Origin of the sequence: Mesorhizobium sp. Root102, assembly GCF_001425625.1 — a bacterium.
GTDB lineage: Bacteria > Pseudomonadota > Alphaproteobacteria > Rhizobiales > Rhizobiaceae > Mesorhizobium.
Genome location: NZ_LMCP01000015.1, coordinates 11,534 through 34,955, shown reverse-complemented (window position 1 = coordinate 34,955; position 23,422 = coordinate 11,534). Strand labels below are relative to the sequence as shown.

Here is a 23,422-nt window from a genome sequence, read left to right as displayed (position 1 = left end):
CGCCGTGTCGTGGTTAATGAACCGGCCGGATAAAACCCTATTTGGTCGGGCAGGCTTTCGTCTGGTCGAATAGCGTCAGGTTGACCAGCTTGCCGGTCATCGAGAAGTCGCCATAGTCCATGACGAGGTCTCGGGTGATGCCATTCTCATGCAGCTTGAAGCTGATGCGGTATTCCGGCACCTCTTCGCCTGTCTTGTCGGTGTCGCCGAAATAGGCGATGTCGACCGGCCAGTATTTGTCGGTGGCGAGGTTCGCCAGTGCCGGAGCCTCAGGGTCGGCCTTATCGGAATCGGTTTTCTTGCCGACGACGACAGTGGTGGTCATCACCTTGTTGGCGTCTTCGGAACCGTCGAACAGGTTGGTTTCGTAGAAATTCTCGCCCTTTTCGGCCTTGCCGATCAGTTCGACCAGATGCTGGGTCGGGAATTGGGTGGTCGCCAGCTCGACGCTGCTCTTTTCAGGCTTGTCGATATCGACCTTCAGGCCCTTGGTCCCTTTTGTGGCGACACCCTTGACCTCCTTGTCGAGGTTCTGGTCGACGAAGGATTTCGTCACGAATGAAAAGGTCTTGCCTTCGGCGTCCTCGAAAGTGGTCGTCTGCTGGTCGGTCAGTTTCGTGTTGTCGGCAGTGACGATCTGGGTGACGAAGCGGAATTTGACCGTATAGCCTTCGCAGGCAGAGCCGTTGAACTCATAGACCATGCGGCCGGATATGCCTGTGATGCCGGACTGATCGGACGCCTTCTTGAGGGTAAGGTCGTAGACGGCGCGATGGGCTTGCAGCGCCGGCACGGCCAAGGCAGGGCCTATCGAGAAGACCCCCGACAACAGGACGGCATGGAATGCGAGGCGCGTTGCGCGCATGAGGTACTCCGATCGTCGCGGCTGGTGGCAGGCCGCAGGGAAAGATGGTCCAGCTTAAAAAAAGTCGTGGCGGAAGCGAGGCAAAAATAGCAATTTCGGCCCGGCCCGCGCGGCGTCACCAAGCAATAGGGAAATACCATGAGTGAAACAATCGAAAAGCGGCTAAGCGATCTGGGCGTGGCGCTTCCTGTCGCCGCCGCGCCCGCCGCCAACTACGTGCCCTATTGCAGGACCGGCAACCTGCTGTTCACCGCCGGGCAATTGCCGCTCAAGGAAGGCAAGCTGCAGGCCAGCGGACTGCTTGGCCGCGATGTAGACACGGCAGGCGGTAGGGACGCGGCAAAATACTGCGCGATCAACATCCTGGCGCAGGCCAAGGCAGCGCTCGGCGACCTCGAGAAGATCCGCCGTCTGGTGAAAATCACCGTTTTCGTCGCCTCCACACCCGAATTTGTCGAACAGCATCTGGTTGCCAATGGCGCTTCCGATTTCCTGGTCGCGGCCCTTGGCGAGCGCGGCAAGCATGCTCGCTCCGCCGTCGGCACGGCCTGCCTGCCGCTTAATGCCGCAGTGGAAATCGAAGCCGTCTTCGAAATCGAATGAGCCAGGGGACAGATATGACCGACCTATCCTGGCTGACGGCCCGGCCCGTCGCCCATCGCGGCTTCCACGACATGAACAAGACGCGCTGGGAAAACACGCTTTCCGCCTTTGCGGCGGCAGCCGAGCGCGGCTATGCCATCGAATGCGACGTGCATCTGTCGTCCGACCGCGTTCCGGTCATCATCCATGACGGCGATCTCAAGCGCCTGACCGGCCAGGACGGCTTCGTCTGGCAGCGCACCGCGGCGGAACTGGCGACGCTCAGGATCGGTGGCTCGGCGGACTATGTGCCGACTCTGGAGGAAGCGCTCGCCCTGATCGACGGCCGCGTACCACTGGTCGTCGAACTGAAGGGCGTGCCCGGCTATGACGAAGGCCTGGTAGCGAGCGTCGGCAAGATGCTCAAGCGCTACAAGGGCAAGGCGGCGATCATGTCGTTCGACCACTGGCTGGTCCGCGATTTTCCGAAAGACGCGCCAGGCATTCCAGGTGGACTGACCGCCTACGGCAAGGACGTCAAGCTGATCGAGGCGCATTTCGCCATGCTTGCGCACGAGATCGCCTTCACCTCCTACGCCGCCGGCGACCTGCCGAACCGTTTCGTCAGCTTCGTGCGGGAAAAGCTGAAAATGCCGGTTATCACCTGGACCGTGCATGACCAGCCCGCGGTCGACCTGACCTTCAAATATGCCGATCAGATGACGTTCGAGGGTTTTGAACCCGATCTGGTCAAAGTCGCCTGAAGTCGAGTGTCTGAAACGTGACTTGTACCAAGCCGGACGGAGCTTAAATAAGCTTCATGGATCAAGGCGACGAGGGTGATGGCCAGACAGCGAATGCGGATTATTCGATCCGCGTCGCCGCTGGCATCGGCGCTTTCACCCCAGAGGAATGGAACAGCTTTGCCGGAACTGCGCGCGGCGATGCAGAAACCAATTACAATCCTTTGGTTTCCTTCGCTTTTCTGAGCGCACTTGAGGATTCCGGATGCGCCGTGCGGCGCACCGGTTGGCAGGGCCACCACCTCAGGCTGGAGGATGGGCAAGGCAGATTGCTGGGTGCGGTGCCCTGTTATCTCAAATCGCACAGCCAGGGCGAATATGTATTCGACCATGGCTGGTCGGATGCGTACGAGCGTGCCGGTGGCCGCTACTATCCAAAGCTGCAAAGTGCTGTGCCGTTCTCCCCGGTCACCGGCCCTCGCCTGCTGGTCACCAAGGGCGAGGATATCGTCACCGTCAAGGCCGGTTTGGCGGCAGGCCTGAAAGCGGTCACGCAAAAACTCGGCGTCTCTTCCGCGCATGTCACCTTCGCGCAGGAGAGCGACGTGGAGGTGCTTGAAGCGGCAGGTTTCCTGCACCGCACCGACCAGCAATTCCATTTCTTCAACGAAAGCTTTTCAACCTATGACGACTTCCTCGCTACCCTTGCCTCGCGCAAGCGCAAGGCGATGAAGAAGGAAAGGCGCGAGGCGCTTGCCGACGGCATTACGATCGACTGGCTGACCGGCAAGGACCTCACCGAAAAGGCCTGGGACGATTTCTTTGCCTTCTACATGGACACCGGCAGCCGCAAATGGGGCCGGCCCTATCTCAACCGCCAGTTCTTCTCGCTGATCGGCGAGCGCATGGCCGATGACATCCTGCTGGTGATGGCCAGGCGCAACGGGCGCTACATCGCCGGCGCCATCAATTTCATCGGCTCCGACGCACTCTATGGCCGCAACTGGGGCTGTATTGAGGATCATCCCTTCCTGCATTTCGAGGTTTGCTACCACCAGGCGATCGACTTCGCCATCGAACGCAAGCTGAAGGTGGTCGAGGCGGGCGCGCAGGGCGAGCACAAGCTGGCGCGTGGCTACCGGCCGGTGATCATGCATTCCGCGCACTACATCGCGCATCCCGGCCTGCGCAACGCCGTCGCCGACTATCTCAGGCGCGAGCGTCACGAGGTGGAGCGGATGAGCGAATATCTGGAAGAGCACACCCCGTTCCGCAAGGATCTGGAGGAATAGCAACAGGGCTGCCCTGATGAGCAGGGTCGACTTCGCCCGATCGTCTTGCCGACTTTCCACGGCTTCGCTACACGAAAGGCACAATCCGGAGCGTTCGCCATGGCTGAGGCCGCCTATGACACCGACAACATTTTCGCAAAGATCCTGCGCGGCGAAATTCCTTCGCACCGCGTCTACGAGGACGAAGCGGTCATAGCCTTCATGGATGTGATGCCGCAGGGCCCGGGCCATACGCTCGTGGTTCCGAAGGCGCCGTCGCGCAACCTGCTCGACGCCGACCCGTCAACATTCGGGCCGCTTTTCACCGTCGTTCAGAAAGTGGCGCTGGCGGTGAAAGAGGCCTTCGGCGCCGACGGCGTCACCGTCATGCAGTTCAATGAACCGGCATCGGGGCAGACCGTCTATCATCTGCATGTGCATGTCATCCCGCGGTTCGACGACATTCCCCTGAAGCCGCACACAGGCGGGATGGAGAAGCCGGAGATTCTGGCCGGCAACGCCGAAAAGATCCGCACTGCGCTCGGAAATTGAAGAGCGAGAGTCCGCCGACGTGCTGGACGGTCGAGGGTATCGAACCGACAAGCGCCGTTCGGTTCCAGAAGACGATTTTTCTAGTGCCCAGCCGGTCGCCTGCAGCGCGGATTCAACAGTTTGCAACTCTAGTCGTCTGATTAGGAAATATCGAACCATCTCACGGTAAAACGCTAAAGCGTGACGAGCTGGGGTTTCAAACCATGGAAAATTCGGTTGCGGCGTCGACCCCCTTGACGAGGGCAATTGTCGGGCGTGCTTTTCTTGGCACCCTGGCGGATGCCTTTTGGCGACACCGGCTGCTTCAGGCCATGGCTGCCGCTGCGCTGATTCTGGCAAGCGCGGTCGGGTGGCATACGGGAAACATGCCCGATTTCGGGGCACTAGAGGAATACGCTCAGTATCTTTTCATCGCCTTCTGGATTTGCGGCTCCGTCTTTGCACTTGGGATGTTTTTCCATCTTGCGCTGGTCAAGCGGGATACCGAGCCCCTCGGAACCTTCCTCCGATCGCTGGGCAGCTTCTTTGGCGACGCCGAACGCACTGCCAACAGCCTGAACGGCCTGGCCGCGAGTCTTGCCTTCATATCCGCCTTCGGCGTGTTGAAGGGAGCCATCGCGATCCTTTCCCCATTTGCATGGGACAAGGCACTGGCCCACGCCGATCGAATACTGCACTTCGGTCGAGCCCCGGACGAATGGCTATGGTTCATCGTCCAGTCGCCACTTGCAGTGAGAATGCTCAACATCGCCTACAATTTCTGGTTCATCGTGCTCATCACCACGGTTTTCACCGCGTGCATCACACGCAACGATACGAAGCTTCGTCACCAGTTCCTGCTGAGCTTCATGCTGGTATGGACGCTAGGCGGCTTTTTGCTGGCGATGGGGGTGTCGTCGGCAGGACCATGCTTTTACGAGCGGCTTGGGCTCGGCAGCGACTTTCATCCCCTCATGCAAGCCCTCGCCGCCGCCGATCGCATCTATCCGATCTGGGCGCTCAGCACGCAGGACATGCTGTGGAACGGCTATACCGGCGTGACCGACGGCAGCATCGGCATATCCGCCTTCCCGTCCATGCATGTGGCGATGGCGGTGCTTTTCTCTCTCTACGCAACGCGCCGTTCCCAGTTGGCTGGTCTTCTTATGTGGGCATTTGCCGGTGTCATCATGGTTAGCTCGGTCGTGCTTGGCTGGCATTATGCCCTGGACGGCTATGCGGGCGCGCTCATAGCAATCGCGATCTGGAAGGCGTGTGGGTATTTCCTGATCCGTTTCGACGCCCACACGGGCGGGATGGAAAAGCCCGACGTGCTGTTGCAGAACGCCGAAAAGACACCGGCGGCCCTGCAAAGCTGACGCCGCAATCGCCGACAACTGGAAAACGGTTCTAGTCGGCGGAGGTTTGAGCCAGTTGCTCGATTGCGCTCAGCCGGGCGATGCCCTGCTCCAGCTGCTGGCGGATCGTATCCGCGCATTGCTCAGGACCCAGAAGCGAGGTGTCGACTTCGAGATCGTAAACGCCTGGCCGGTGCACCTCTTCCTGCCACAGACGCACGGGCAATGGCGTGGGATCATCAGGCGAGCCGGTCACATATCCCTTGTCCGCCGGGCTGGCCGCACGCCTCTCCATGATGATTTCGATCGGGCAGCGAACGCCGACAAGCAGCACCGGCAGGCCAGCGAGCCGGCGGGCGCAATCGACGAGGCAGTTGAGGGGTCTCGAATAGGCATCGTGGTGGCCGACATCCGCCACGACATTCAGTTCCAGCCGGCTGTGGGCGGCTATCGATTCGTAGAGCGCGGCGTAGAGTTGCGGCACGAGGCCCTCGAGGTCCGGACGCTCGCCGCCGGGCCGCAATCCTATTCCAGACCGATAGCGCGCCGGCGTGGCCTGCTCGTAAACGTCGACACCGAGATTGATCCAGACACCATCGAAGCCCTCCTGAATAGCCTTGGCGACGCTTGATTTTCCCGATCGCGGCGCGCCGTTCAGGATGATGATCTGGCCGGCCATGCGTCACCTCATGTTCCAATGAAAAAAAGCCCCGTTTCCGGGGCTTTTTCGACTTTCGTAAGGCTCAGTTCTTTCGTGGCAGTTGCGGCACGAGGCTGCGCTTGCCGCCGTCCTTGCCCTTGGCCTCGGGCTTCTGCGCCACCAGCTTCTTGGCCACGGGCTTCTTCGCCACGGCCTTTCTGGGCTTCGGGGCTTCTTCCGGCTCTTCCTTCTTCGGCTTGACCGGCGCCTCGTCGGCGAGCGATTCGAGCTTCAGGCCAGTCTCGCCGGTTTCCTTCTTCTCGACGGTGACACGCACCGTACCGCCCTTCTTGAGCTTGCCGAACAGCACCTCGTCGGCCAACGGCTTCTTGATGTGCTCCTGGATGACCCGGCCGAGCGGCCGCGCTCCCATGCGCTCGTCATAGCCCTTGTCGGCGAGCCAGGCGATCGCATCCGCCGACAGGTCGAAGGTGACGCCACGCTCGGAAAGCTGGGCTTCGAGTTGCATGACGAACTTCTGCACCACCTGATGGATGACTGGCACCGGCAGCGAGCCGAACGGGATGATCGCATCGAGACGGTTGCGGAACTCCGGCGTGAACAGCCGGTTGATCGCCTCGACATCGTCGCCTTCGCGCTTGGTCGAGCCGAAGCCGATCGCCGCGCGCTGCGCATCCGACGCACCCGCATTGGTGGTCATGATCAGGATCACGTTGCGGAAGTCGATCTGCTTGCCGTTGTGGTCCGTCAGCTTGCCGTGGTCCATCACCTGCAACAGGATGTTGAACAGGTCCGGATGGGCCTTCTCGACTTCGTCCAGCAACAGCACGCAATGCGGATGCTGGTCGACGCCGTCGGTCAAAAGACCGCCCTGATCGAAGCCGACATAGCCGGGAGGAGCACCGATCAGCCGCGACACGGTGTGGCGTTCCATATACTCCGACATGTCGAAGCGGATCAGTTCGACGCCGAGTGAGGCGGCCAACTGCTTGGCCACTTCGGTCTTGCCGACACCGGTCGGCCCGGAGAACAGGTAGGAGCCGATCGGCTTCTCCGGTTCGCGCAGTCCGGCACGTGCCAGCTTGATCGCCGATGTCAGCGCGCTGATGGCGGTGTCCTGACCATAGACGACGCGCTTCAACTCGATATCGAGGCCTTGCAGCACCTTCTCGTCGTCGGCCGAAACCGTCTTCGGCGGGATGCGGGCCATGGTTGCGATCGTCGCCTCGATCTCCTTGATGCCGATCGTCTTCTTGCGCTTGGCTTCCGGCACCAGCATCTGCGAGGCGCCGGTCTCGTCGATCACGTCGATCGCCTTGTCCGGCAGCTTGCGGTCGTTGATGTAGCGTGCCGACAGCTCCACCGAGGCCTTGATCGCCTCATTGGTGAACTTCACCTTGTGGAACTCCTCATAATAGGGCTTCAGGCCCTTCATGATCTCGATGGCGTCCTCGATGGTCGGCTCATTGACGTCGATCTTCTGGAAGCGCCGCACCAAGGCACGGTCCTTCTCGAAGAACTGGCGGAATTCCTTGTAGGTGGTCGAGCCGATGCAGCGGATCGCACCCGACGACAAGGCCGGCTTCAACAGGTTGGACGCGTCCATGGCGCCGCCCGATGTGGCCCCTGCCCCGATCACCGTGTGGATCTCGTCGATGAACAGCACGGCACCTGGATAGTCCTCAAGCTCCTTGACGACCTGCTTCAGCCGCTCCTCGAAGTCGCCGCGATAGCGCGTGCCGGCAAGCAGCGTGCCCATGTCGAGCGCGAAGATGGTGGCATTGTGCAGCACTTCGGGAACGTCGCCCTCGACGATGCGCTTGGCCAGACCCTCGGCGATCGCCGTCTTGCCGACGCCGGGATCGCCGACATAGAGCGGGTTGTTCTTGGAGCGGCGGCACAGCACCTGGATGGTGCGGTTGATCTCGGATTCGCGGCCGATCAGCGGATCGATCTTGCCGGCCTTGGCCTTGTTGTTGAGGTTGACGCAATAAGCGGTCAGCGCATCCTGCTGCTTCTTCTTGCCGCCTTCCTCTTGTGGCTCGGCGCCGTTCTGGCCGCCCTGCTCGTCATCGGCGCCGCGCGGCGAGCGTGTCTCCGACGCGCCCGGACGCTTGGCAATGCCGTGCGAGATGTAGTTGACCGCATCGTAGCGGGTCATCTGCTGTTCCTGCAGGAAATAGGCCGCATGGCTCTCGCGCTCGGCGAAGATGGCGACGAGCACGTTGGCGCCCGACACTTCCTCGCGGCCAGACGACTGCACATGGATCACCGCGCGCTGGATGACACGCTGGAACCCGGCCGTCGGCTTGGAGTCCTCGTCGTAACCGGTGACGAGGTTGTCGAGCTCGGTGTCGATATAGGTGAGCACCGTGTGCTTCAGCTCATCGAGATCGACATTGCAGGCGCGCATGACGGCGGCCGCCTCGGTGTCGTCGATGAGTGCGAGCAGCAGATGTTCAAGGGTTGCGTATTCATGGTGCCGCTCATTGGCGAGCGTCAGCGCCTGGTGAAGCGCCTTTTCCAGGCCTTGGGAGAAAGCCGGCATGTTACCTCACTTCTTCTCCATCACGCATTGCAGCGGATGCTGATTCTGTCGGGCGAAATCCATGACCTGGGACACTTTGGTCTCGGCCACCTCGAATGTATAGACCCCGCACTCGCCCACTCCATGATTGTGAACATGAAGCATGATGCGTGTGGCGGCTTCGCGGTCCTTCTGGAAAAAACGCTCCAGCACGTGAACCACGAACTCCATGGGCGTGTAGTCGTCGTTGAGGATGAGGACCCGATAAAGACTGGGCTTCTTGGTTTTGGTTTTGGTCCGCGTGATGACGGCCGTCCCACGGCCGGCTTCATTGCCGTTGCCGTCGCCGTTTTGCATCCGCACCACGTGTCTCGTGGCAGTCAAACCGATCGTCACGTATTCCTGCCTCTTTCGAATCCCCATGCGAGTTCGACATGTAGGTGTTCGATGGACGATTTTAAGCCCTTCTGTTTAGCTGACAATATGGCTAGGTGGCCAAACTTGGACGATTTTCGCAATCGTGAAGGCGCGCGAGGCCCTGGAACGGCAATCGGCATGAAAAAACCCGGCCGCGTTTCCGCAGCCGGGCTTTGTCCCGGTCCCAAAGGGCCGGATTTGGGTCGCGTCAGGCGAAATGACTCCGCCCGGGCGGAATTACTTCGCCTTGGCAACGATCGATTCGAACGGCTTGTAGGCTTCCTTGGCGAGTTCGGCATAGAGGTCGCCAATCTTGGTGGCCTCGGCGACGAACGCCTCGTAGGACTGCTTGGCATAATCCGACTGGATCTCGATCGCCTTTTCCAGCGACTTGGCCGAAAACAGCTTCTCCACAGTGGCGCTGCCGGCTTCAAAACTCTTCTTGGTGTATTCGCCAGCCTCGGTCGCGATAGCCTGCGCGCCCTTGGAGAGCGACGCAAAGCTCTTCAATCCGGTGTCGGCGAACTCTTTGCCGTATTTGCTGAAGTCCTCATAGGTCTGGGTCATTTCACGATTCCCTTGACGGTTGAGGCGTCCTTCTTCAGGGCGCCCTTGTGCAATGCAAGATAATAATTGTGCGACGCACAAAAGTCAATATTTCACTGGCGTGCGGACCCGCCTGCGCACCCAATGGCTAAAAATCGAATAAAGAGAGCTTCAAGCCCGAAGAAAATGGTGAACGCGGCGGTTACCATAAACGGATTGGTAACGCTGCCCCAGTAGCTTGGCCGGAAGCGAGGCAGGACCCTTTGCCGCCTCCAGCGCAACGAAGAATCCAAGGGAAGTATCAGTGCGTAAGGCGTTGTTGGGCATCGTTTCCAAATCCACCTCCCCTCTCAAGACGATGATGATCATCGCCATGGCGATGGCTTTCGTTTGTGGCGACGTTGCCTCGTCACTGGCTGCCAAGCAGGCAGCCATTGTCGTGGATGCCAAGACTGGCAAGGTGCTCTACTCCGCGGATGCCAACGGCAGGCGCTACCCGGCCTCGCTGACCAAGATGATGACGCTCTATCTGACCTTCGAGGCGCTGGCGAAGGGCAAGATCAGCAGGAACTCGCAGGTTGTGTTTTCGGCCCATGCCGCGGCCGAGCCGCCGACAAAGCTCGGCGTGAAGGCAGGCGGTTCGGTTACGGTCGAGACCGCGATCCTGTCGATGGTTACCAAATCGGCAAACGACTCGGCAACCGCGCTCGGCGAATTGCTCGGCGGCAATGAAACAACCTTTGCCCGCATGATGACCGCCAAGGCGCGTGCGCTGGGCATGAACGGCACCGTGTTTCGCAACGCCAATGGCCTGCCCGACCCCGGCCAGTTCACCACCGCGCGCGACATGGCGACGCTCGGCATCGCGCTGAGGGAGCACTTCCCACAGTATTACGGCTATTTCTCGCAGCGCTCCTTTCTTTACGGGCGCCAGCGCATTAACGGCCACAACCGCCTGCTCGGACGCATCAAGGGCGTCGACGGCATCAAGACCGGCTACACCCGCGCCTCCGGCTTCAACCTCGTCTCGTCGGTTTCCGACGGCAATCGCCGCATCGTCGGCGTGGTCATGGGTGGCACCTCGGGCGGCAGCCGCGACAACCAGATGGCCAACTTGATCAACACCTATTTGCCGAGGGCATCGACCCGCGGCGGCGGCGACCTGGTGGCCAAGGCCAGCGGCAACAATCCGATCACCGCGCTTGCCAAGGTGTTGCTGCCCAAGCACGACGCGCCGACGCCGGACGACAAGCCGATGGTCGAAGACGATGCCATGGCGTCCAACGACGATCCAACAGCTACGGACGCTACCGACGAGCAGACAACGGCCGCGGTCGAGGAGACAGCGCCCGTCGTCAAGACCAGGAAGGTCAAGACCGTCATCGTGTCGGCCCCTCAAATTGCCACTGCCCAGGTCGTCGCTGCCTATGCCGAGCCAACGCCGGCGGCCGTCGACCCGGTCAACACGGCGTCGGTGCCGTCGGGCTGGGCTATCCAGGTTGCCTCGTCGCCAAAGCAGTCCGAAGCCCAGGCCTTCCTCGACAAGACCACCAAGCACGCACCCAAGGTGCTGGCCAATGCGTCCGGCTTCACCGTCGCCTTCGACAAGGATGGCGTCACCTACTACCGCGCCCGCTTCGGCGGCTTTGGTTCGAAGACCGCGGCCTGGAAGGCCTGCACCGCTTTGAAGAAGAAGAACATCGAGTGCTACGCCGTCCAGCAATAGGACGGCGTGGAAGTCATCTCCCGGAAAAGTTCTGCATCGAAGGAGACTAGTTGTGATTGGAGAGCAAGACGTCCTTGGCTTCGTTAATCCGCGCCGCCAGGAAAGACGTGCCGCCGATATCGGGGTGCAGGCGCTGCATCAGGCGGCGGTGCGCCTTGCGGACATCCGCCGCGGCGGCCCCCGCTTCAAGACCAAGGACCTTGTAGGCCTCCTCCTTAGTCATGGCGCCCGGACCTGGCGCAACACCCAGCCCTTCGCCACCGTTCGTCTCAGTGTTTTTGCGCCAGACGGGAAATCTGCCGTCAAGATACGTCTCTAGCAACTGCCGGCTCTCCGGATCTCCGGAAAGTTCCCGGTAGAGATGCTGCAACTCCGCCAGCCCCATCGCGCCAAGCATCTTGCCTTCGTGGCGGCCCGCCAGGACCAGTCCTTCGAGGCCGCCGGTATCGTGATCAAGCTCCATTTCCAATGCCGCGGTGCGCACCGTCGAACGCTTTCCCGGTGCCACCCCGGTTGGCTGGCGTTTCATGCGCATGGAACCATACCAGGCAAGTGCCGCGGTGAGGATCATGCCGCCGATGCCTTCACGGCCAACCACAAGCACGGCGACGCCGACAAGTGCCAGAAGCGCCGGCCCAAGCGTTCGCATCGTGCTCGCCAATTTCGCTGGCTCGGCGCGCAGAAAGATCGTCGCCGCGCCGAGAAGCAGCAGAAGCAACGCTACAAAACCGATGATTGCGCCCATTATTTTATTTTCCGCTGCCCCGCAGATGCTCGATCATCAGCCGGTCTTCCGGCCTGGCCCTGGCTTCGAGTGCCTTCAACCCGCCGGTCGCAAACACGGCGACGGCTGAAAGCAGTCCTGCCAGGGTCGCGGCAGCCTGCCGATCGAATCGGAACCAAGCCCCTTTGGACAGCCGCGCAACCTCCTTGAACGCCTTTTCTGCGCTGGAATCATGGCCCTCCTGAAAGACGAAGACAGGAACGCCATGCAGGCCGAGGCTGCCGGCCTTTTCGGCCAGATCGTCGATATCCTCTTCCACCGCATCGCCGATATAGACCAGCGCATTGACCTTGGCGGCCGCCGTCTGTTTCAGCGCATGCGCCAGCACCTTGCCGATCTGGGTGTGGCCGCTACGGCATTCGATCCGCGTCATCAGCTGCTTCAAGGCATTGGTGTCGCTCACGAAAGCGGACGAACGGCACTCGCCGAGACCGCGAAAATAAACCAGTTGCACGCTGAGGGTTCCAGCCTTGCCGACGGCGTCGAACATCTGGCCTTGCAGCGTGCAGGCCAGATCCCAGGTCGGCTGGCGGCTCATCGTCGCGTCGAGCGCAAGGATCAGCCTGCCCGAACCGGTCGCCGACGCGGCAAGTGTCTTCGCCTGACGAATGAAGGCGTCGATCTCGCCGGCGTTGGATTGAGGCTTGATCGGCGCAGGATTGGCCCTCGCAGGCACGGGCTGCTTCTTGTCGCTCATAAAAACAAGATGTGGCGTTGCCACATCGCTTGCAAGCCCCACATCGGGCGGCACAAAGGGCCAGACGGTGATGCCACCTGGGGTCAGAGCAGGCCGAGATCGGCAAGCTCGCGCCTGAGTTTCGGCGGCATCTCGATCAGCCCGGCCTTGCCCTTGCCAAGATCGAGCGGCGCGTCCGCCGGCTTCAGATAGCGCCAGCCCTGAAAAGCCCGGCGCGGCTGCCAGTCGGTTCGAACAACCTCGGGGTCGAGAATCAGGTGGCAGCGGCCGATGCCTTCACCATCGGTGAACGGCCGGATCTCGGTGATCAGCTGGCGGCACTGCACGTTACCCTTGATTACCCAGTAAAGCGAACCGCCATCGGTAACCTCGGCGCCGCGCGTCGGCATCATGCGGGTGGTGTGATACTGCTCGACCGGCTCACCGGCGCGCCGCCGCTCGTCGAGGCGGAAGGCAATCCACTCTTCGAGATCTTCGACGCTGTCGCAGCCGACACAGAGTTTTATGAGATTGAGAGACATCGCTTGAGGTTTAGTCCGGCACGCGGACGCGTCAACGGCCTGATCGACTTCTCCACAGTGGCAGTTTAGGCCAGCTCTCAGCACTCCACGACATTGACGGCTAGCCCGCCAAGGCTGGTTTCCTTGTACTTCTCGTTCATGTCGAGGCCGGTCTGGCGCATGGTCTCGATCGCCGCGTCGAGCGGCACGAAATGGATGCCGTCGCCCTTGATGGCCAGCGACGCGGCCGTCACTGCCTTGACCGCTCCCAGCGCATTGCGCTCGATGCATGGCACTTGCACCAGCCCGCCAACCGGATCACAGGTCATGCCGAGATGATGTTCGAGCGCGATCTCGGCGGCATTCTCGACCTGCTCGGGCGTACCGCCCATGACGGCGCACAGGCCAGCCGCGGCCATCGCCGACGCCGACCCTACCTCACCCTGGCAGCCGACCTCGGCGCCCGAGATCGAGGCATTGCTCTTGATGATGCCGCCGACGGCGGCGGCCGTCAGCAGGAAATCGCGGATGCTCGGCTGGTCGGCCTCGGGATGGAAGTGCAGCCAGTAGCGCAGCACCGCCGGCAGCGTGCCGGCAGCGCCATTGGTCGGCGCGGTGACGACGCGCCCGCCGGCCGCATTCTCCTCGTTCACCGCCATGGCGTAGATCGACAGCCAGTCGTTGGCGAGCAAGGGATTGGGCTTGTTCCGCTGCCATTGCTCCTGCAGCTTGTCATGCAGCATGCGCGCCCGCCGGCGCACCTTCAGCCCGCCCGGCATGATGCCGTCCTGCGACAGGCCACGGTCGATGCAGCCCTTCATGGCGCTCCAGATGCCGTCGAGGCCGGCGTCAAGCTCCTCGCGCGACATCTGCGTCTCCTCGTTGACGCGTTTCATGTCGGCGATGGAAAGGCCGCTTTTGCCGGCCATGGCCAGCATCTCGACCGCGTTCCTGAAGGGATAAGGAACTTTCTTGCCTTCTGATGTCACCGATCCTTTGGCCTTCATCCGCTGCAGCTCTTCTTCCGAAACCACGAAGCCACCGCCGATCGAATAATAGATGCGCTTGAGCAGCAGGCGGCCGCCAGCGTCATAGGCATAGAACGCCATGCCGTTCGCGTGACCGGTGAGCGGCGTCTTGCGGTCCAGCACCAGATCGGTGGCCGGATCGAAGCGATAGGAGGGATGGCCGGGCGGCGAAATGCGCTTTTCGGCGGTGATGCGGCCGGCAATGCCATCGGCCTGGTCGGGATCGACCGTCTGCGGCGTCAGACCTGCAAGGCCGAGCACGACCGCACGATCGCTGCCGTGGCCGATGCCGGTGTAGGCGAGCGAACCGTGCAGGCTGGCGCCGAGCCGATCGACCTTGACGCCGGCCGGCCGCGGCCAATCATTTCCCGCGACCTCGTCGAGAAACCGCGCAGCGGCGGTCATCGGCCCCATCGTATGAGAGCTCGAGGGTCCGATGCCGATCTTGAACAGGTCGAAAACCGAAAGGAACACGCGGCGTTGTCTCCTGGAGTCAGGTCGAGGACTACATATAGGAATTCCCAGGATGTTTCCGCTCTTTTGGAAATCGCGGCGCTGCACCCGCCGACCTTGTTTGCTCCGGCAGCGACATTGGTGCCGACCGCTGTATGCGGATATCGAAGCGATCGCGCTGAATGTGATAAATTCGGGCCATGGGCGATTCCCTCGATCTTTCGACAGCCGATCTCGCGGCGCTGGCTTTCTTCCTCGTCGCGTGGCTGCTGCACACGTTCGCCTCCGACGGCAAGCTGATCAGCCGCGTGTCGCTGACGACGGCGATGAATGCACAGCGGCAAGCCTGGATGCGGACCATGGCCGAGCGCGAGATCCGCATCGTCGACACCGCCATCATGAGCGGCCTGCAGCAAGGCACCGCCTTCTTCGCCTCCAGCTCCCTGATCGCGATCGGCGGCTGCTTTGCCCTGCTCGGCGCGTCCGACCGGGTTCTTGAAGTGCTGAGCGACCTGCCCCTGGGCGGCGCGCCGTCGCGCGCGGCCTTCCAGATAAAGGTGTTCGGGCTGGTGCTGATCCTGGCGTTTTCGTTCTTCAAATTCGGCTGGGCTTACCGGCTGTTCAACTATTGCACGATCCTGATCGGCGCCGTGCCGATCCCGCATGGCGAAGCGTCGCGCAATCCGGTCACCGAAACGGCGGTGTGGCGCGCGGCACAGATGAACATGCTGGCCGGAAAGCACTTCAACTCCGGCCTGCGCGGCGTGTTCTTCTCGATCGGTTATCTCGGCTGGTTCGTCGACCCCATGGTGTTCGTGTTGTCGACGCTGTTGCTGCTGGCGGTGCTGGTGCGGCGCCAATTCTTCTCGGCCGCCAGACAGGCGGTGATCGGTCAGCCTCCAGGAAAAGGCTGATCGATCCGCCCTGACAGCCAGTAGGCGATCAAACCGATCCATTCGCGGATGGCCGTGGTGGTGGCCTGCAGCGAATCGGCTGGATTGTCGCGGAACAGGCCGATGCCTTCCCGTCCCGAGGTGCGATAGTCGACGGGCCAGGGAACAGTCGCGAAGCCGGCCTTGTCGAACAGTGCCTTGGCGCGCGGCATATGGAAGGCCGAGGTCACCAGCAGCCAGGTCTCGCCGGGCTTGGGCGTTACCAGTTCCTTGGTGAAGACGGCATTCTCATAGGTGTTGCGGGATTTGTTCTCGAGGATCAGACGATCGGTCGTTATGCCAAGCGCGGTGAGCAGACGAGGCGCGGTGGCGGCGTCACCCTCGCCTTCGAGAAACAACTCGCCGGTGCCGCCGGAGACGACGACCTTGGCGGTGGAAAAGCGCCGGGCCAGAATCGCCGTCTCGACCATCCGATCGCCGCCGCTGTTCAGCTCATAGCCGCCGCGCACCAGATTGATGGCGCCCTCGAAGCCGCCGCCGAGCACGACGATGCCGTCGACCTTCTGCGGCAACGGCGGCTTGGGAAAACGCTCTTCGAGTGGATTGAGCATCGTCGCGCCAAGCGACGTCCAGGCTGACAGCGCAAGGATCAGAAATGCCAGCGCGCTGCCGGTGACCGCCAGCCGCCGGCGGCCGATCAGGGCCGAGAGCAGTCCCGCCAGCAGCAGGAAGATCGCCAGGTTGAGCGGCTGGATGAAGAACCAGAAGATCTTGGAAAGATAGAAGAACATCGCTCACCCCCCTCGGACGAGCGGCATCCTTACCACCATTTTTCCGGCTGAAATGTGCCGGCGGCCTGCTCGATGACGGCAGCGGTCTGGAACAGGGTTTCCTCATCGAACGGCCGGCCGATCAGCTGCAGCCCGAGCGGCAGGCCCTTTGAGTCGAGCCCAGCGGGCACAGCGATGCCCGGCAGGCCGGCCATGTTCACGGTGACCGTGAAGATATCGTTGAGGTACATCTTGACCGGATCGGCGGCCATGTCCTCGTCGGCGATGCCGAAGGCGGCGGACGGCGTTGCCGGGGTCAGGATGACATCGACGCCGGCGGCGAAGACAGTCTCGAAATCCCGCTTGATCAGATTGCGCACTTTCTGCGCCTGCAGATAGTAGGCGTCATAATAGCCGGCCGACAGCACATAGGTGCCGATCATGATGCGGCGCTTGACCTCGCGGCCGAAACCGGCGGCGCGGGTCTTCTCATACATGTCGACGATATCCTTGCCCGGCACGCGCAATCCGTAGCGGACGCCATCATAGCGGGCGAGGTTGGACGAAGCCTCTGCGGGCGCCACGATGTAATAAGCGGGCAGCGCGTATTTGGTATGCGGCAGGGAAATGTCGACGATCTCGGCGCCGGCGTCCTTCAGCCAGGCAATGCCCTTCTGCCACAGCGCCTCGATCTCTTCGGGCATGCCGTCGACGCGGTATTCCCTGGGAATGCCGACCTTCATGCCCTTGATAGGCTTGCCGATCACCGCCTCATAGTCCGGCACCGGCCGGTCGACCGACGTCGTGTCCTTGGGATCGACGGACGCCATCGATTTCAACAGGATCGCGGCATCGCGCACGTCGCGCGCGATCGGTCCGGCCTGGTCGAGCGACGAGGCGAAGGCGACGATGCCCCAGCGCGAGCAGCGGCCATAGGTCGGCTTGATGCCGACCGTACCGGTGAAGGCGGCCGGCTGGCGGATCGAGCCGCCAGTATCCGTCGCGGTCGCGCCAGCACACAGGAAGGCCGAGACTGCGGTTGCCGAACCGCCGGAAGAACCGCCCGGCACCAGCTGCGCATTGTCCAGGCTGCGCTCGGTCCTGGTGCCGCCGGCAGAGACGAAGCCGCCGTCGCCCTGATGCGTCGTTGGCATCACCACCGTGTCGAGGCGCGAACGCCGCCACGGATTGATGACCGGGCCATAGTAGGACGTCTCGTTGGACGAGCCCATGGCGAACTCGTCCATGTTGAGTTTGCCGAGCATGACGGCGCCGTCGGCCCACAGATTTGATGTAACGGTCGATTCGTAGCGCGGCTTGAAACCATCGAGCACATGGCTGCAGGCCTGGGTATGGACGCCTTCGGTGCCGAACAGGTCCTTGATGCCGAGCGGGATGCCTTCCAGCGCACCGCCCTCGCCCTTGACCAGCCTTGCGTCGGACGCCTTGGCCATGTCGCGCGCCTTGTCGCCGGTCACCGCGACATAGGCATTGAGCGCGGGATTGGCGCGATCGATGGCCAAGAGATAGGCCTCGGTGATCTCGGTCGCGGTGATTTCCTTTCCGCGCAGCTTTGCGCGGGCCCGTGAAATTGTCAGCTGGGTCAGATCGCTCATCAAAGGCTCTTTTCGTAAAACACCGACCACTCTGAATCGGGATAATCCAGCACCGGGCCGCAGCGCGAGAACCCGGCGCGTTGATAGACGGTCCACGCAGCGGGATGACGGTCGCCCGTCTCCAGCACCAGGCGCTTCAGCCCCTCATTGCGCGCCAGCGCCTCGACCCGCTCGACGATTTTCGCGCCGATCTTCTGCCCGCGATGCGACGGCCGCGTGTACATGCGCTTGACCTCGCCGACGGCGCCATCATGGCGTTTCAGGGCGCCGCAGCCGATCGCCAGGCCATTATCGCGGGCGATGAAAACGGTCGTATCCTCACTGGCCATCTGCTCGACCGTCAAATGGTAGCAATGCTCCGGCGGCGTCAGTTCGAGCAAGGTCTCGTTGAGTTCCTTGACCAGCCCGCGCACATCGTCCTGCAGTGGCGTTTCTATGGCGATCTCGATTGCCATCGGCCGGCTACTCCACGACCTTCGGCACGAGGAAGAAATTCTCTTCGGTCGCCGGTGCGTTGGCGACGATGTCGGCCGCCTTGCCGCCGTCGGTGACGACATCCCTACGCTTCTTCATCTCCATCGGCGTCACCGACGTCATCGGCTCGACGCCGGAAACATCGACCTCGTTCAGCTGTTCGACGAAGCCAAGAATGGCGTTCAGCTCGCCGGTCATGCGTTCGGCATCTTCTTCGCTCACCGCGATGCGGGCGAGACGCGCGACGCGCTTCACTGTTTGAAGATCTACGGACATATTTCTGCCTCGGGGAAAACCAGTTCGGGCTATAGCGGCGGCGCGCGCGGTGCGCAACATGCATCATGCGAGAGACCAGGCCGTGGCGGCCCGGCTCTTCGGCCATCGGTCCACGGACAAGGTGTGTCTATGGCAGGGCAACGCCCTCGCACAGATAGTAGCTGCCACTGTTGCCGCTTGCTTCGCTTTCGTCGTCGACCGGCCGGACCGATACGAGGTCGACTTGCTTCGAGTTCATTTGCGTCACCGAGAGGACATCGGGAAAGACATAGCCCGGTTCCTGGCAGATGGCCGTCACCGCCCAACTCGGCGAAGCCGTCGCCTTGCTGATCTGCAGAAACTCGCAATTGTATTCAACGCTCTGCAGGCCGTGCGCCGAAAGCACGATGTTGCCGGCATCGATCAGCGTTTGCAGCGCGTCCTTTTTGGCCTGTTTGCAAAGTTCCTCGGACTGAAGGTAGACGCCCTCGATGAAATCATCCGCGGCGAGCGCGGGTGACACCGCGACAAACATGGACACGCAAAGAGATCGCCCCAACACCATGGATTTATTCCGCTTTAGCTGCCTCTAAATTGTAATCGTCTCACCGATTTTCGGCAATGCCACCGTCACGCCGGATCCTTCCAGGCCGGCTTCGAACTTGTCGGCGGTCGGATCGATCATCGGAAATGTACCGAAGTGACAGGGAACCACGGTGTCGAACTTGAAGAAGCGGCGGCAGGCAAGTGCCGCCACCGCACCGCCCATGGTGAAGCGATCGCCGATCGGTACGATGCCGATCTTCGGTTCATGCAACTCGTTGATCAGCGCCATGTCGGAAAAGATGTCGGTGTCGCCCATGTGGTAGAGGGTTTTGTCTTCCGGGAAATGCAGGACGAGGCCGCCCGGATTGCCGAGATAGGTGTTCTGGCCCCCCTCGCCAGGGAACGAGGACGAGTGCAGCGCCTGGACGAAAGTGGTGGTGAAGCTGCCGCAATCGACGGTGCCGCCGATGTTGCCTGGATTGATCTTCTTGTCGCTGACACCCTTGCCGATCAGATACATGCAGATCTCGAAATTGGCGACCAGCTGGGCGCCACTCTTGCCGAGCACTTCCACGGCGCCGCTAATGTGATCGCTGTGGCCATGCGTCAGCAGCACATGCGTGATCCCCTCAGCCGGTCCCTCCCAGCCGCCCGTCCAGGACGGATTGCCGATCAGATAGGGATCGATGAGTATCTTGGCATCAGCCGTTTCGATCCGAAAGGCCGAGTGGCCGTACCAGGTCAGTTTCATGAATGCATTCCTCGATTTTTGTCTTGCCAAAGGATAGAACGTCGATAGCCCGGAGATCAAAGGGTTACAGTGTCCATTGCGTGTTTGACAAAACACGTGGTGGTGAAGGGCGAAGGACGGCCGGTGGGCATTATCGCGATCGAGGAATTGCCGGCGCGGCTAACCGGCGGCAAGACCCTGGCCGGGCTTGACCTTGGCGACAAGACGATCGGCGTCGCGGTCTCGGACCAGAGGTTTTCCTTCGCCCATCCGCGCCCGGTCATCATGCGAAGGAAATTCTCGCTCGATGCGGCGGTGCTGCTCGCCTTGCTGCAGAAGGAGAATGCCGGCGCGGTGGTGATTGGGCTGCCGATCAATATGGACGGTTCGGAAGGGCCGCGTGCGCAGAAATCGCGCGCCTTCGTCCGCAACATGGCACAGATGAGCGACCTGCCCTTCGTGCTTTGGGATGAAAGGCTATCGACGGTCGCAGCCGAAAGGACGCTGATCGAGATGGATTTCTCGCGCCGCAAGCGCGCCGGCAAAATCGATTCGGCGGCAGCCGCGTTTATTCTGCAGGGAGTTTTGGACCGGCTTCAGTCGCTCCACGCATCCGCTCGAACGCAACCGGACCCGCCCAGCGCTGTTTGACCCAGCCGGCGATTTCGCGGCGACGGCGGAATGCCCAAAGCGCCATCAGCAGAAACCCGTCAAAGATGCACGTCTTCGCCACCATGCCGGGGATGATCGCCGGGTCGATGCCGAGCATCTGACCATACAACTGGAAGAAGAAGTCGTGCATCTGTCGGCTGAGCATCGTGTAGCCGAAATTGATGTCATTGGCCGACAGATAGAACCAGCCCCAGAAAATCGCCATCGGGGCCGCCCAGAATGCGAAGATGTAACGCATCAGCGGCCTCCCCTGGGATTGGAGCCTGTCTTGGAGACCGTTCGGCCCGATATGAGTGAAAGCAGCGAATTGTGGGCCGCGGCCTTTGCCATGCCGTGCGCGACGGCGCGGACTTCGCCCTCGCCCGAAGCAACTGCCGCAACCACGGACCGCCGCTCGGCAAGCATGGCGACATAGGACGCCAGAAGTGCCGCCAACTGCACGGCGACAGCCATGAACAGCCCGTTGATGCCCTGTGCGGCGCCACCGATGACGATCAGCGACAACACGCCGGACGCGGAGATGAAGGCGATGCGGGCAACGCCGTCAGCGCCCTGGCTGGCTGCGTCGTTGATCAGGGCTTCGACAAAGGCCCAGAAGAACAGCACAGAGACGACGAGCAATGCGGTGGCAAGCGGCGCCACGACAACGACGTTGTCGAGGTCGACGAAGCGGGTGCCCTCGATTGTGGTACCCAATACGCCGAGCGCCGCCGCCACGCCGCGATTTCCATCGATGCAGATGAGCGCAAGCAGGGCGAAAACGATCGCCCAATGCAAGGCCAGAAAAGAGGTCAGTAGCTGTCGCATCGGTGTTCCTGCTTCGCCAAGCAAGGGACGGTCAATTTGAACCATTCCCTGCTTCGCCAGGACAGTGGGCTTTGCCGCTCGCGACCGCAACGGAAACCATTTGTTAAGGTTAACGGCGATTAGCCATGCGCATGAAGATTCCGGACCGCGTCTCAAAACGCCGGTTTTTGCGATGCTCGCGGTTCAATTCACCGGCGGATAGAGCGTGTCGATGATCATGCGCGCATCGTGGCGCGAATCGAGCATGCCATAGGTATTGCGCCATTGGCCCGCCAGGCGCGTCTCGACAAAAGCGTCGGCGATCCGCCCTGCCCCCAGCCGGCGCAATTCCGCCGCCGCCGCCGACAATGCCAGCTGTTCGGTCAGCAGCCGGGCCGAACCTTCGTCGGTTGAAGCGACCTGCATCGCCGCCTTCAGCACGCCGATCGTGCCGCGTCCGCCGGCGCCGAGATCGCGGTCGATGCCGGCCAGCACATCCTCGAACAGGCCGGGCGCGCGGCCAAGCACGCGCAGCACGTCGAGCGCCATGACATTGCCCGAGCCTTCCCAAATCGCGTTGACCGGGGCTTCTCGATAATAGCGAGCGAGTGGCGCCTCCTCGACATAGCCGTTGCCGCCGAGGCACTCCATCGCCTCATACAGCAGCGGCGGCGCGATCTTGCAGACCCAGTATTTGACGACCGGCGTCATGGCGCGGGCAAACGCCGCTTCGCCGCGATCGCTGGCCGCCTCGTCGAAGGACCGCGCCAGCCGGAACGACAGTGCGGTAGCGGCGGCGACGTCGAGCGCCATATCGGCCAGCACGCGCTGCATCAACGGTTGCTCGATCAAGGTTGAGCCGAACACCTGTCGGTGGCGCGCGTGATGAACGGCCTCGGCGAGGCCCGCGCGCATGATCGCCGACGAGGCGATGGCACAATCGAGCCGGGTCAGGGTAACCATGTCCATGATCGTCTTCACGCCAGCGCCCGGCTCGCCCACCATCTCGCCGATGGCGTTGACGAACTCCACTTCGGAGGACGCGTTGGAGCGGTTGCCGAGCTTGTCCTTCAGCCTCTGGAAGCGGAAGCCATTGCCCGAGCCGTCGCCGAGCACGCGCGGCACCAGGAAGCACGACAGTCCCTCCGGCGCCTGCGCCAGAACCAGGAACGCATCCGACATCGGCGCCGACATGAACCATTTGTGTCCGGTCAGGCGGTAAAACCCGCTGCCGGCGCGTTCCGCCCTTGTCACATTGGCGCGCACATCCGTGCCGCCCTGCTTCTCGGTCATGCCCATGCCGAGCGTCAGCCCGATCTTCTCGACCGGCGGCTTCTGGCTCTGGTCGTATTTGCGCGTGGTTACACGCGGCGCCCATTCGCGAAACAGTTTTGGGCTGGCCATCAAGGCAGCCAGCGACGCGTTGGTCATGGTGATGGGGCACAGATGCCCGGTCTCCAGCTCCGCCGTCAGATAGAACCGGGCAGCGCGAACCTGATGGCGGCGTCCGATCTCAGCATCGCCGTTTTCCCACACCGAGGAATGCAGCCCGTTGGCCACCGAGCGGCGCATCAAGGCGTGATAGGCGGGATGGAACTCGACCACGTCGATGCGCCGGCCCTGGCGATCATGCGTCCTGAGCTTCGGTGTCTCGACATTGGCGAGGCGCGCCAGTTCCTGTGCCTCCTGCGTCAGCACGAAACGGCCGAGCCCGTCCAGATCCTTGCGCACCGGATCGGAAAAACGCTCCGCGAGCTGGATCAGCAACGGATCGCCCCGCCAGGCGTTGCCGCCCGTCAGCGGCGGCGGCTGGTTGGTCACGTCGTCGGTCACGCCCAATCCTTCTATCGTCAGGAAGCCACGAATCCGAGGCCGTCGGTTAGATATAGCCAAGCCATGCAGCGCGCGCGATGAAAATACCGGGGAGAATTGCTCCAATCCAAAGCTGGCGCTTGCAGCCGCAATATCTCCACCCTATAGCAGCGCCTTGA

At 62.0% G+C, this 23,422-nt stretch carries 26 protein-coding genes; 8 read left to right on the top strand and 18 right to left on the bottom strand.

The genetic code is table 11. The features are described from left to right. Window positions 1–37: 37 nt before the first annotated feature. Window positions 38–865, bottom strand: a complete 828-nt coding sequence (locus ASD12_RS15605; protein ID WP_056587570.1) for a cell envelope integrity EipB family protein — start codon at window positions 863–865, stop codon at window positions 38–40. Window positions 866–1,003: 138 nt separating this feature from the next. On the opposite strand from ASD12_RS15605, the gene ASD12_RS15600 reads away from it, so the two are divergent. From ASD12_RS15600 to ASD12_RS15580, 5 genes are all read left to right on the top strand, one after another. Continuing rightward, on the top strand, window positions 1,004–1,468 hold the full coding sequence (locus ASD12_RS15600; RefSeq protein WP_056587567.1) for a RidA family protein: 465 nt from the start codon (window positions 1,004–1,006) through the stop codon (window positions 1,466–1,468). Between the two features lie 14 nt (window positions 1,469–1,482). Further along, window positions 1,483–2,211 (top strand): glycerophosphodiester phosphodiesterase, encoded by a 729-nt coding sequence (locus tag ASD12_RS15595; protein WP_056587564.1) that lies wholly within the window; start codon window positions 1,483–1,485, stop codon window positions 2,209–2,211. Between the two features lie 56 nt (window positions 2,212–2,267). Then, window positions 2,268–3,482 (top strand): GNAT family N-acetyltransferase, encoded by a 1,215-nt coding sequence (locus ASD12_RS15590; RefSeq protein WP_056587561.1) that lies wholly within the window; start codon window positions 2,268–2,270, stop codon window positions 3,480–3,482. Between the two features lie 99 nt (window positions 3,483–3,581). After that, window positions 3,582–4,013 (top strand): HIT family protein, encoded by a 432-nt coding sequence (locus ASD12_RS15585; protein ID WP_056587558.1) that lies wholly within the window; start codon window positions 3,582–3,584, stop codon window positions 4,011–4,013. 203 nt (window positions 4,014–4,216) lie between these two features. Then, on the top strand, window positions 4,217–5,371 hold the full coding sequence (locus tag ASD12_RS15580) for a phosphatase PAP2 family protein (RefSeq protein ID WP_244482859.1): 1,155 nt from the start codon (window positions 4,217–4,219) through the stop codon (window positions 5,369–5,371). Window positions 5,372–5,402: 31 nt separating this feature from the next. Here the strand turns inward: ASD12_RS15580 and ASD12_RS15575 are convergent, their stop codons facing one another. From ASD12_RS15575 to ASD12_RS15560, 4 genes are all read right to left on the bottom strand, one after another. Beyond that, window positions 5,403–6,029, bottom strand: coding sequence for a chloramphenicol phosphotransferase (locus tag ASD12_RS15575; RefSeq protein ID WP_056587556.1), 627 nt, complete (start codon window positions 6,027–6,029; stop codon window positions 5,403–5,405). 64 nt (window positions 6,030–6,093) lie between these two features. Beyond that, window positions 6,094–8,559 (bottom strand): ATP-dependent Clp protease ATP-binding subunit ClpA, encoded by a 2,466-nt coding sequence (gene clpA / locus ASD12_RS15570; protein WP_056587554.1) that lies wholly within the window; start codon window positions 8,557–8,559, stop codon window positions 6,094–6,096. 6 nt (window positions 8,560–8,565) lie between these two features. After that, window positions 8,566–8,895 carry an ATP-dependent Clp protease adapter ClpS gene (gene clpS, locus ASD12_RS15565; protein WP_056587551.1) on the bottom strand — a complete coding sequence of 110 codons (330 nt, stop codon included), beginning with the start codon at window positions 8,893–8,895 and terminating at the stop codon, window positions 8,566–8,568. Window positions 8,896–9,192: 297 nt separating this feature from the next. Next, entirely contained in the window at window positions 9,193–9,522 is a 330-nt protein-coding gene (locus ASD12_RS15560; protein WP_056587548.1) for a phasin family protein, read from the bottom strand. 283 nt (window positions 9,523–9,805) lie between these two features. On the opposite strand from ASD12_RS15560, the gene ASD12_RS15555 reads away from it, so the two are divergent. Continuing rightward, a complete protein-coding gene (locus ASD12_RS15555; protein WP_056587547.1) occupies window positions 9,806–11,227 on the top strand; it encodes a D-alanyl-D-alanine carboxypeptidase in 1,422 nt (473 codons plus the stop codon). A 46-nt stretch (window positions 11,228–11,273) separates the two neighbouring features. Here ASD12_RS15555 and ASD12_RS15550 read toward each other — a convergent pair whose 3' ends face one another. The 4 genes from ASD12_RS15550 to ASD12_RS15535 all read right to left on the bottom strand — a co-directional run bounded on the left by ASD12_RS15550 (window position 11,274) and on the right by ASD12_RS15535 (window position 14,710). Further along, window positions 11,274–11,972: a DnaJ domain-containing protein gene (locus tag ASD12_RS15550; RefSeq protein WP_056587544.1), complete on the bottom strand. Its 699-nt coding sequence runs from the start codon at window positions 11,970–11,972 to the stop codon at window positions 11,274–11,276. 4 nt (window positions 11,973–11,976) lie between these two features. Next, window positions 11,977–12,708: a hypothetical protein gene (locus tag ASD12_RS15545; RefSeq protein WP_056587533.1), complete on the bottom strand. Its 732-nt coding sequence runs from the start codon at window positions 12,706–12,708 to the stop codon at window positions 11,977–11,979. Between the two features lie 83 nt (window positions 12,709–12,791). After that, on the bottom strand, window positions 12,792–13,229 hold the full coding sequence (locus ASD12_RS15540) for a DUF1489 family protein (RefSeq protein ID WP_056587530.1): 438 nt from the start codon (window positions 13,227–13,229) through the stop codon (window positions 12,792–12,794). Window positions 13,230–13,306: 77 nt separating this feature from the next. Continuing rightward, window positions 13,307–14,710, bottom strand: a complete 1,404-nt coding sequence (locus ASD12_RS15535; protein WP_056587527.1) for an L-serine ammonia-lyase — start codon at window positions 14,708–14,710, stop codon at window positions 13,307–13,309. A 179-nt stretch (window positions 14,711–14,889) separates the two neighbouring features. Here ASD12_RS15535 and ASD12_RS15530 point away from each other — a divergent pair, with 179 nt between their 5' ends. Next, window positions 14,890–15,603: a DUF599 domain-containing protein gene (locus ASD12_RS15530; RefSeq protein ID WP_056587524.1), complete on the top strand. Its 714-nt coding sequence runs from the start codon at window positions 14,890–14,892 to the stop codon at window positions 15,601–15,603. Here ASD12_RS15530 and ASD12_RS15525 read toward each other — a convergent pair. From ASD12_RS15525 to ASD12_RS15500, 6 genes are all read right to left on the bottom strand, one after another. Beyond that, on the bottom strand, window positions 15,582–16,373 hold the full coding sequence (locus ASD12_RS15525; protein ID WP_056587521.1) for a YdcF family protein: 792 nt from the start codon (window positions 16,371–16,373) through the stop codon (window positions 15,582–15,584). The two genes, ASD12_RS15530 and ASD12_RS15525, sit on opposite strands and share 22 nt — an antisense overlap. Window positions 16,374–16,402: 29 nt before the next feature. Continuing rightward, window positions 16,403–17,968 carry an amidase family protein gene (locus ASD12_RS15520; protein WP_056587517.1) on the bottom strand — a complete coding sequence of 522 codons (1,566 nt, stop codon included), beginning with the start codon at window positions 17,966–17,968 and terminating at the stop codon, window positions 16,403–16,405. Further along, complete coding sequence (locus ASD12_RS15515) at window positions 17,968–18,423, bottom strand: GNAT family N-acetyltransferase (protein ID WP_056587513.1); 456 nt, start codon at window positions 18,421–18,423, stop codon at window positions 17,968–17,970. The genes ASD12_RS15520 and ASD12_RS15515 overlap by 1 nt, the downstream gene beginning before the upstream one ends. Window positions 18,424–18,430: 7 nt before the next feature. Beyond that, window positions 18,431–18,718 (bottom strand): Asp-tRNA(Asn)/Glu-tRNA(Gln) amidotransferase subunit GatC, encoded by a 288-nt coding sequence (gene gatC / locus ASD12_RS15510; protein ID WP_056587510.1) that lies wholly within the window; start codon window positions 18,716–18,718, stop codon window positions 18,431–18,433. A 127-nt stretch (window positions 18,719–18,845) separates the two neighbouring features. Further along, window positions 18,846–19,262, bottom strand: coding sequence for a hypothetical protein (locus ASD12_RS15505; protein ID WP_082525457.1), 417 nt, complete (start codon window positions 19,260–19,262; stop codon window positions 18,846–18,848). A 24-nt stretch (window positions 19,263–19,286) separates the two neighbouring features. After that, window positions 19,287–19,994 (bottom strand): metal-dependent hydrolase, encoded by a 708-nt coding sequence (locus tag ASD12_RS15500; RefSeq protein WP_056587504.1) that lies wholly within the window; start codon window positions 19,992–19,994, stop codon window positions 19,287–19,289. Window positions 19,995–20,117: 123 nt separating this feature from the next. Between ASD12_RS15500 and ruvX the strand changes: the two genes are divergently transcribed. Next, the gene (ruvX, locus tag ASD12_RS15495; protein WP_056587831.1) at window positions 20,118–20,624 is read left to right on the top strand and encodes a Holliday junction resolvase RuvX; all 507 of its coding nucleotides are present in this window, start codon (window positions 20,118–20,120) and stop codon (window positions 20,622–20,624) included. On the opposite strand, the gene ASD12_RS15490 is transcribed toward ruvX, so the two are convergent. From ASD12_RS15490 to ASD12_RS15480, 3 genes are all read right to left on the bottom strand, one after another. Next, the gene (locus ASD12_RS15490; protein ID WP_056587501.1) at window positions 20,542–20,883 is read right to left on the bottom strand and encodes a DUF6105 family protein; all 342 of its coding nucleotides are present in this window, start codon (window positions 20,881–20,883) and stop codon (window positions 20,542–20,544) included. The two genes, ruvX and ASD12_RS15490, sit on opposite strands and share 83 nt — an antisense overlap. After that, window positions 20,883–21,452: a hypothetical protein gene (locus tag ASD12_RS15485; RefSeq protein ID WP_056587498.1), complete on the bottom strand. Its 570-nt coding sequence runs from the start codon at window positions 21,450–21,452 to the stop codon at window positions 20,883–20,885. Before ASD12_RS15485 ends, ASD12_RS15490 begins: the two co-directional genes overlap by 1 nt. A 183-nt stretch (window positions 21,453–21,635) precedes the next feature. Continuing rightward, window positions 21,636–23,264: a DNA alkylation response protein gene (locus tag ASD12_RS15480; RefSeq protein WP_056587828.1), complete on the bottom strand. Its 1,629-nt coding sequence runs from the start codon at window positions 23,262–23,264 to the stop codon at window positions 21,636–21,638. Window positions 23,265–23,422: the final 158 nt, after the last annotated feature.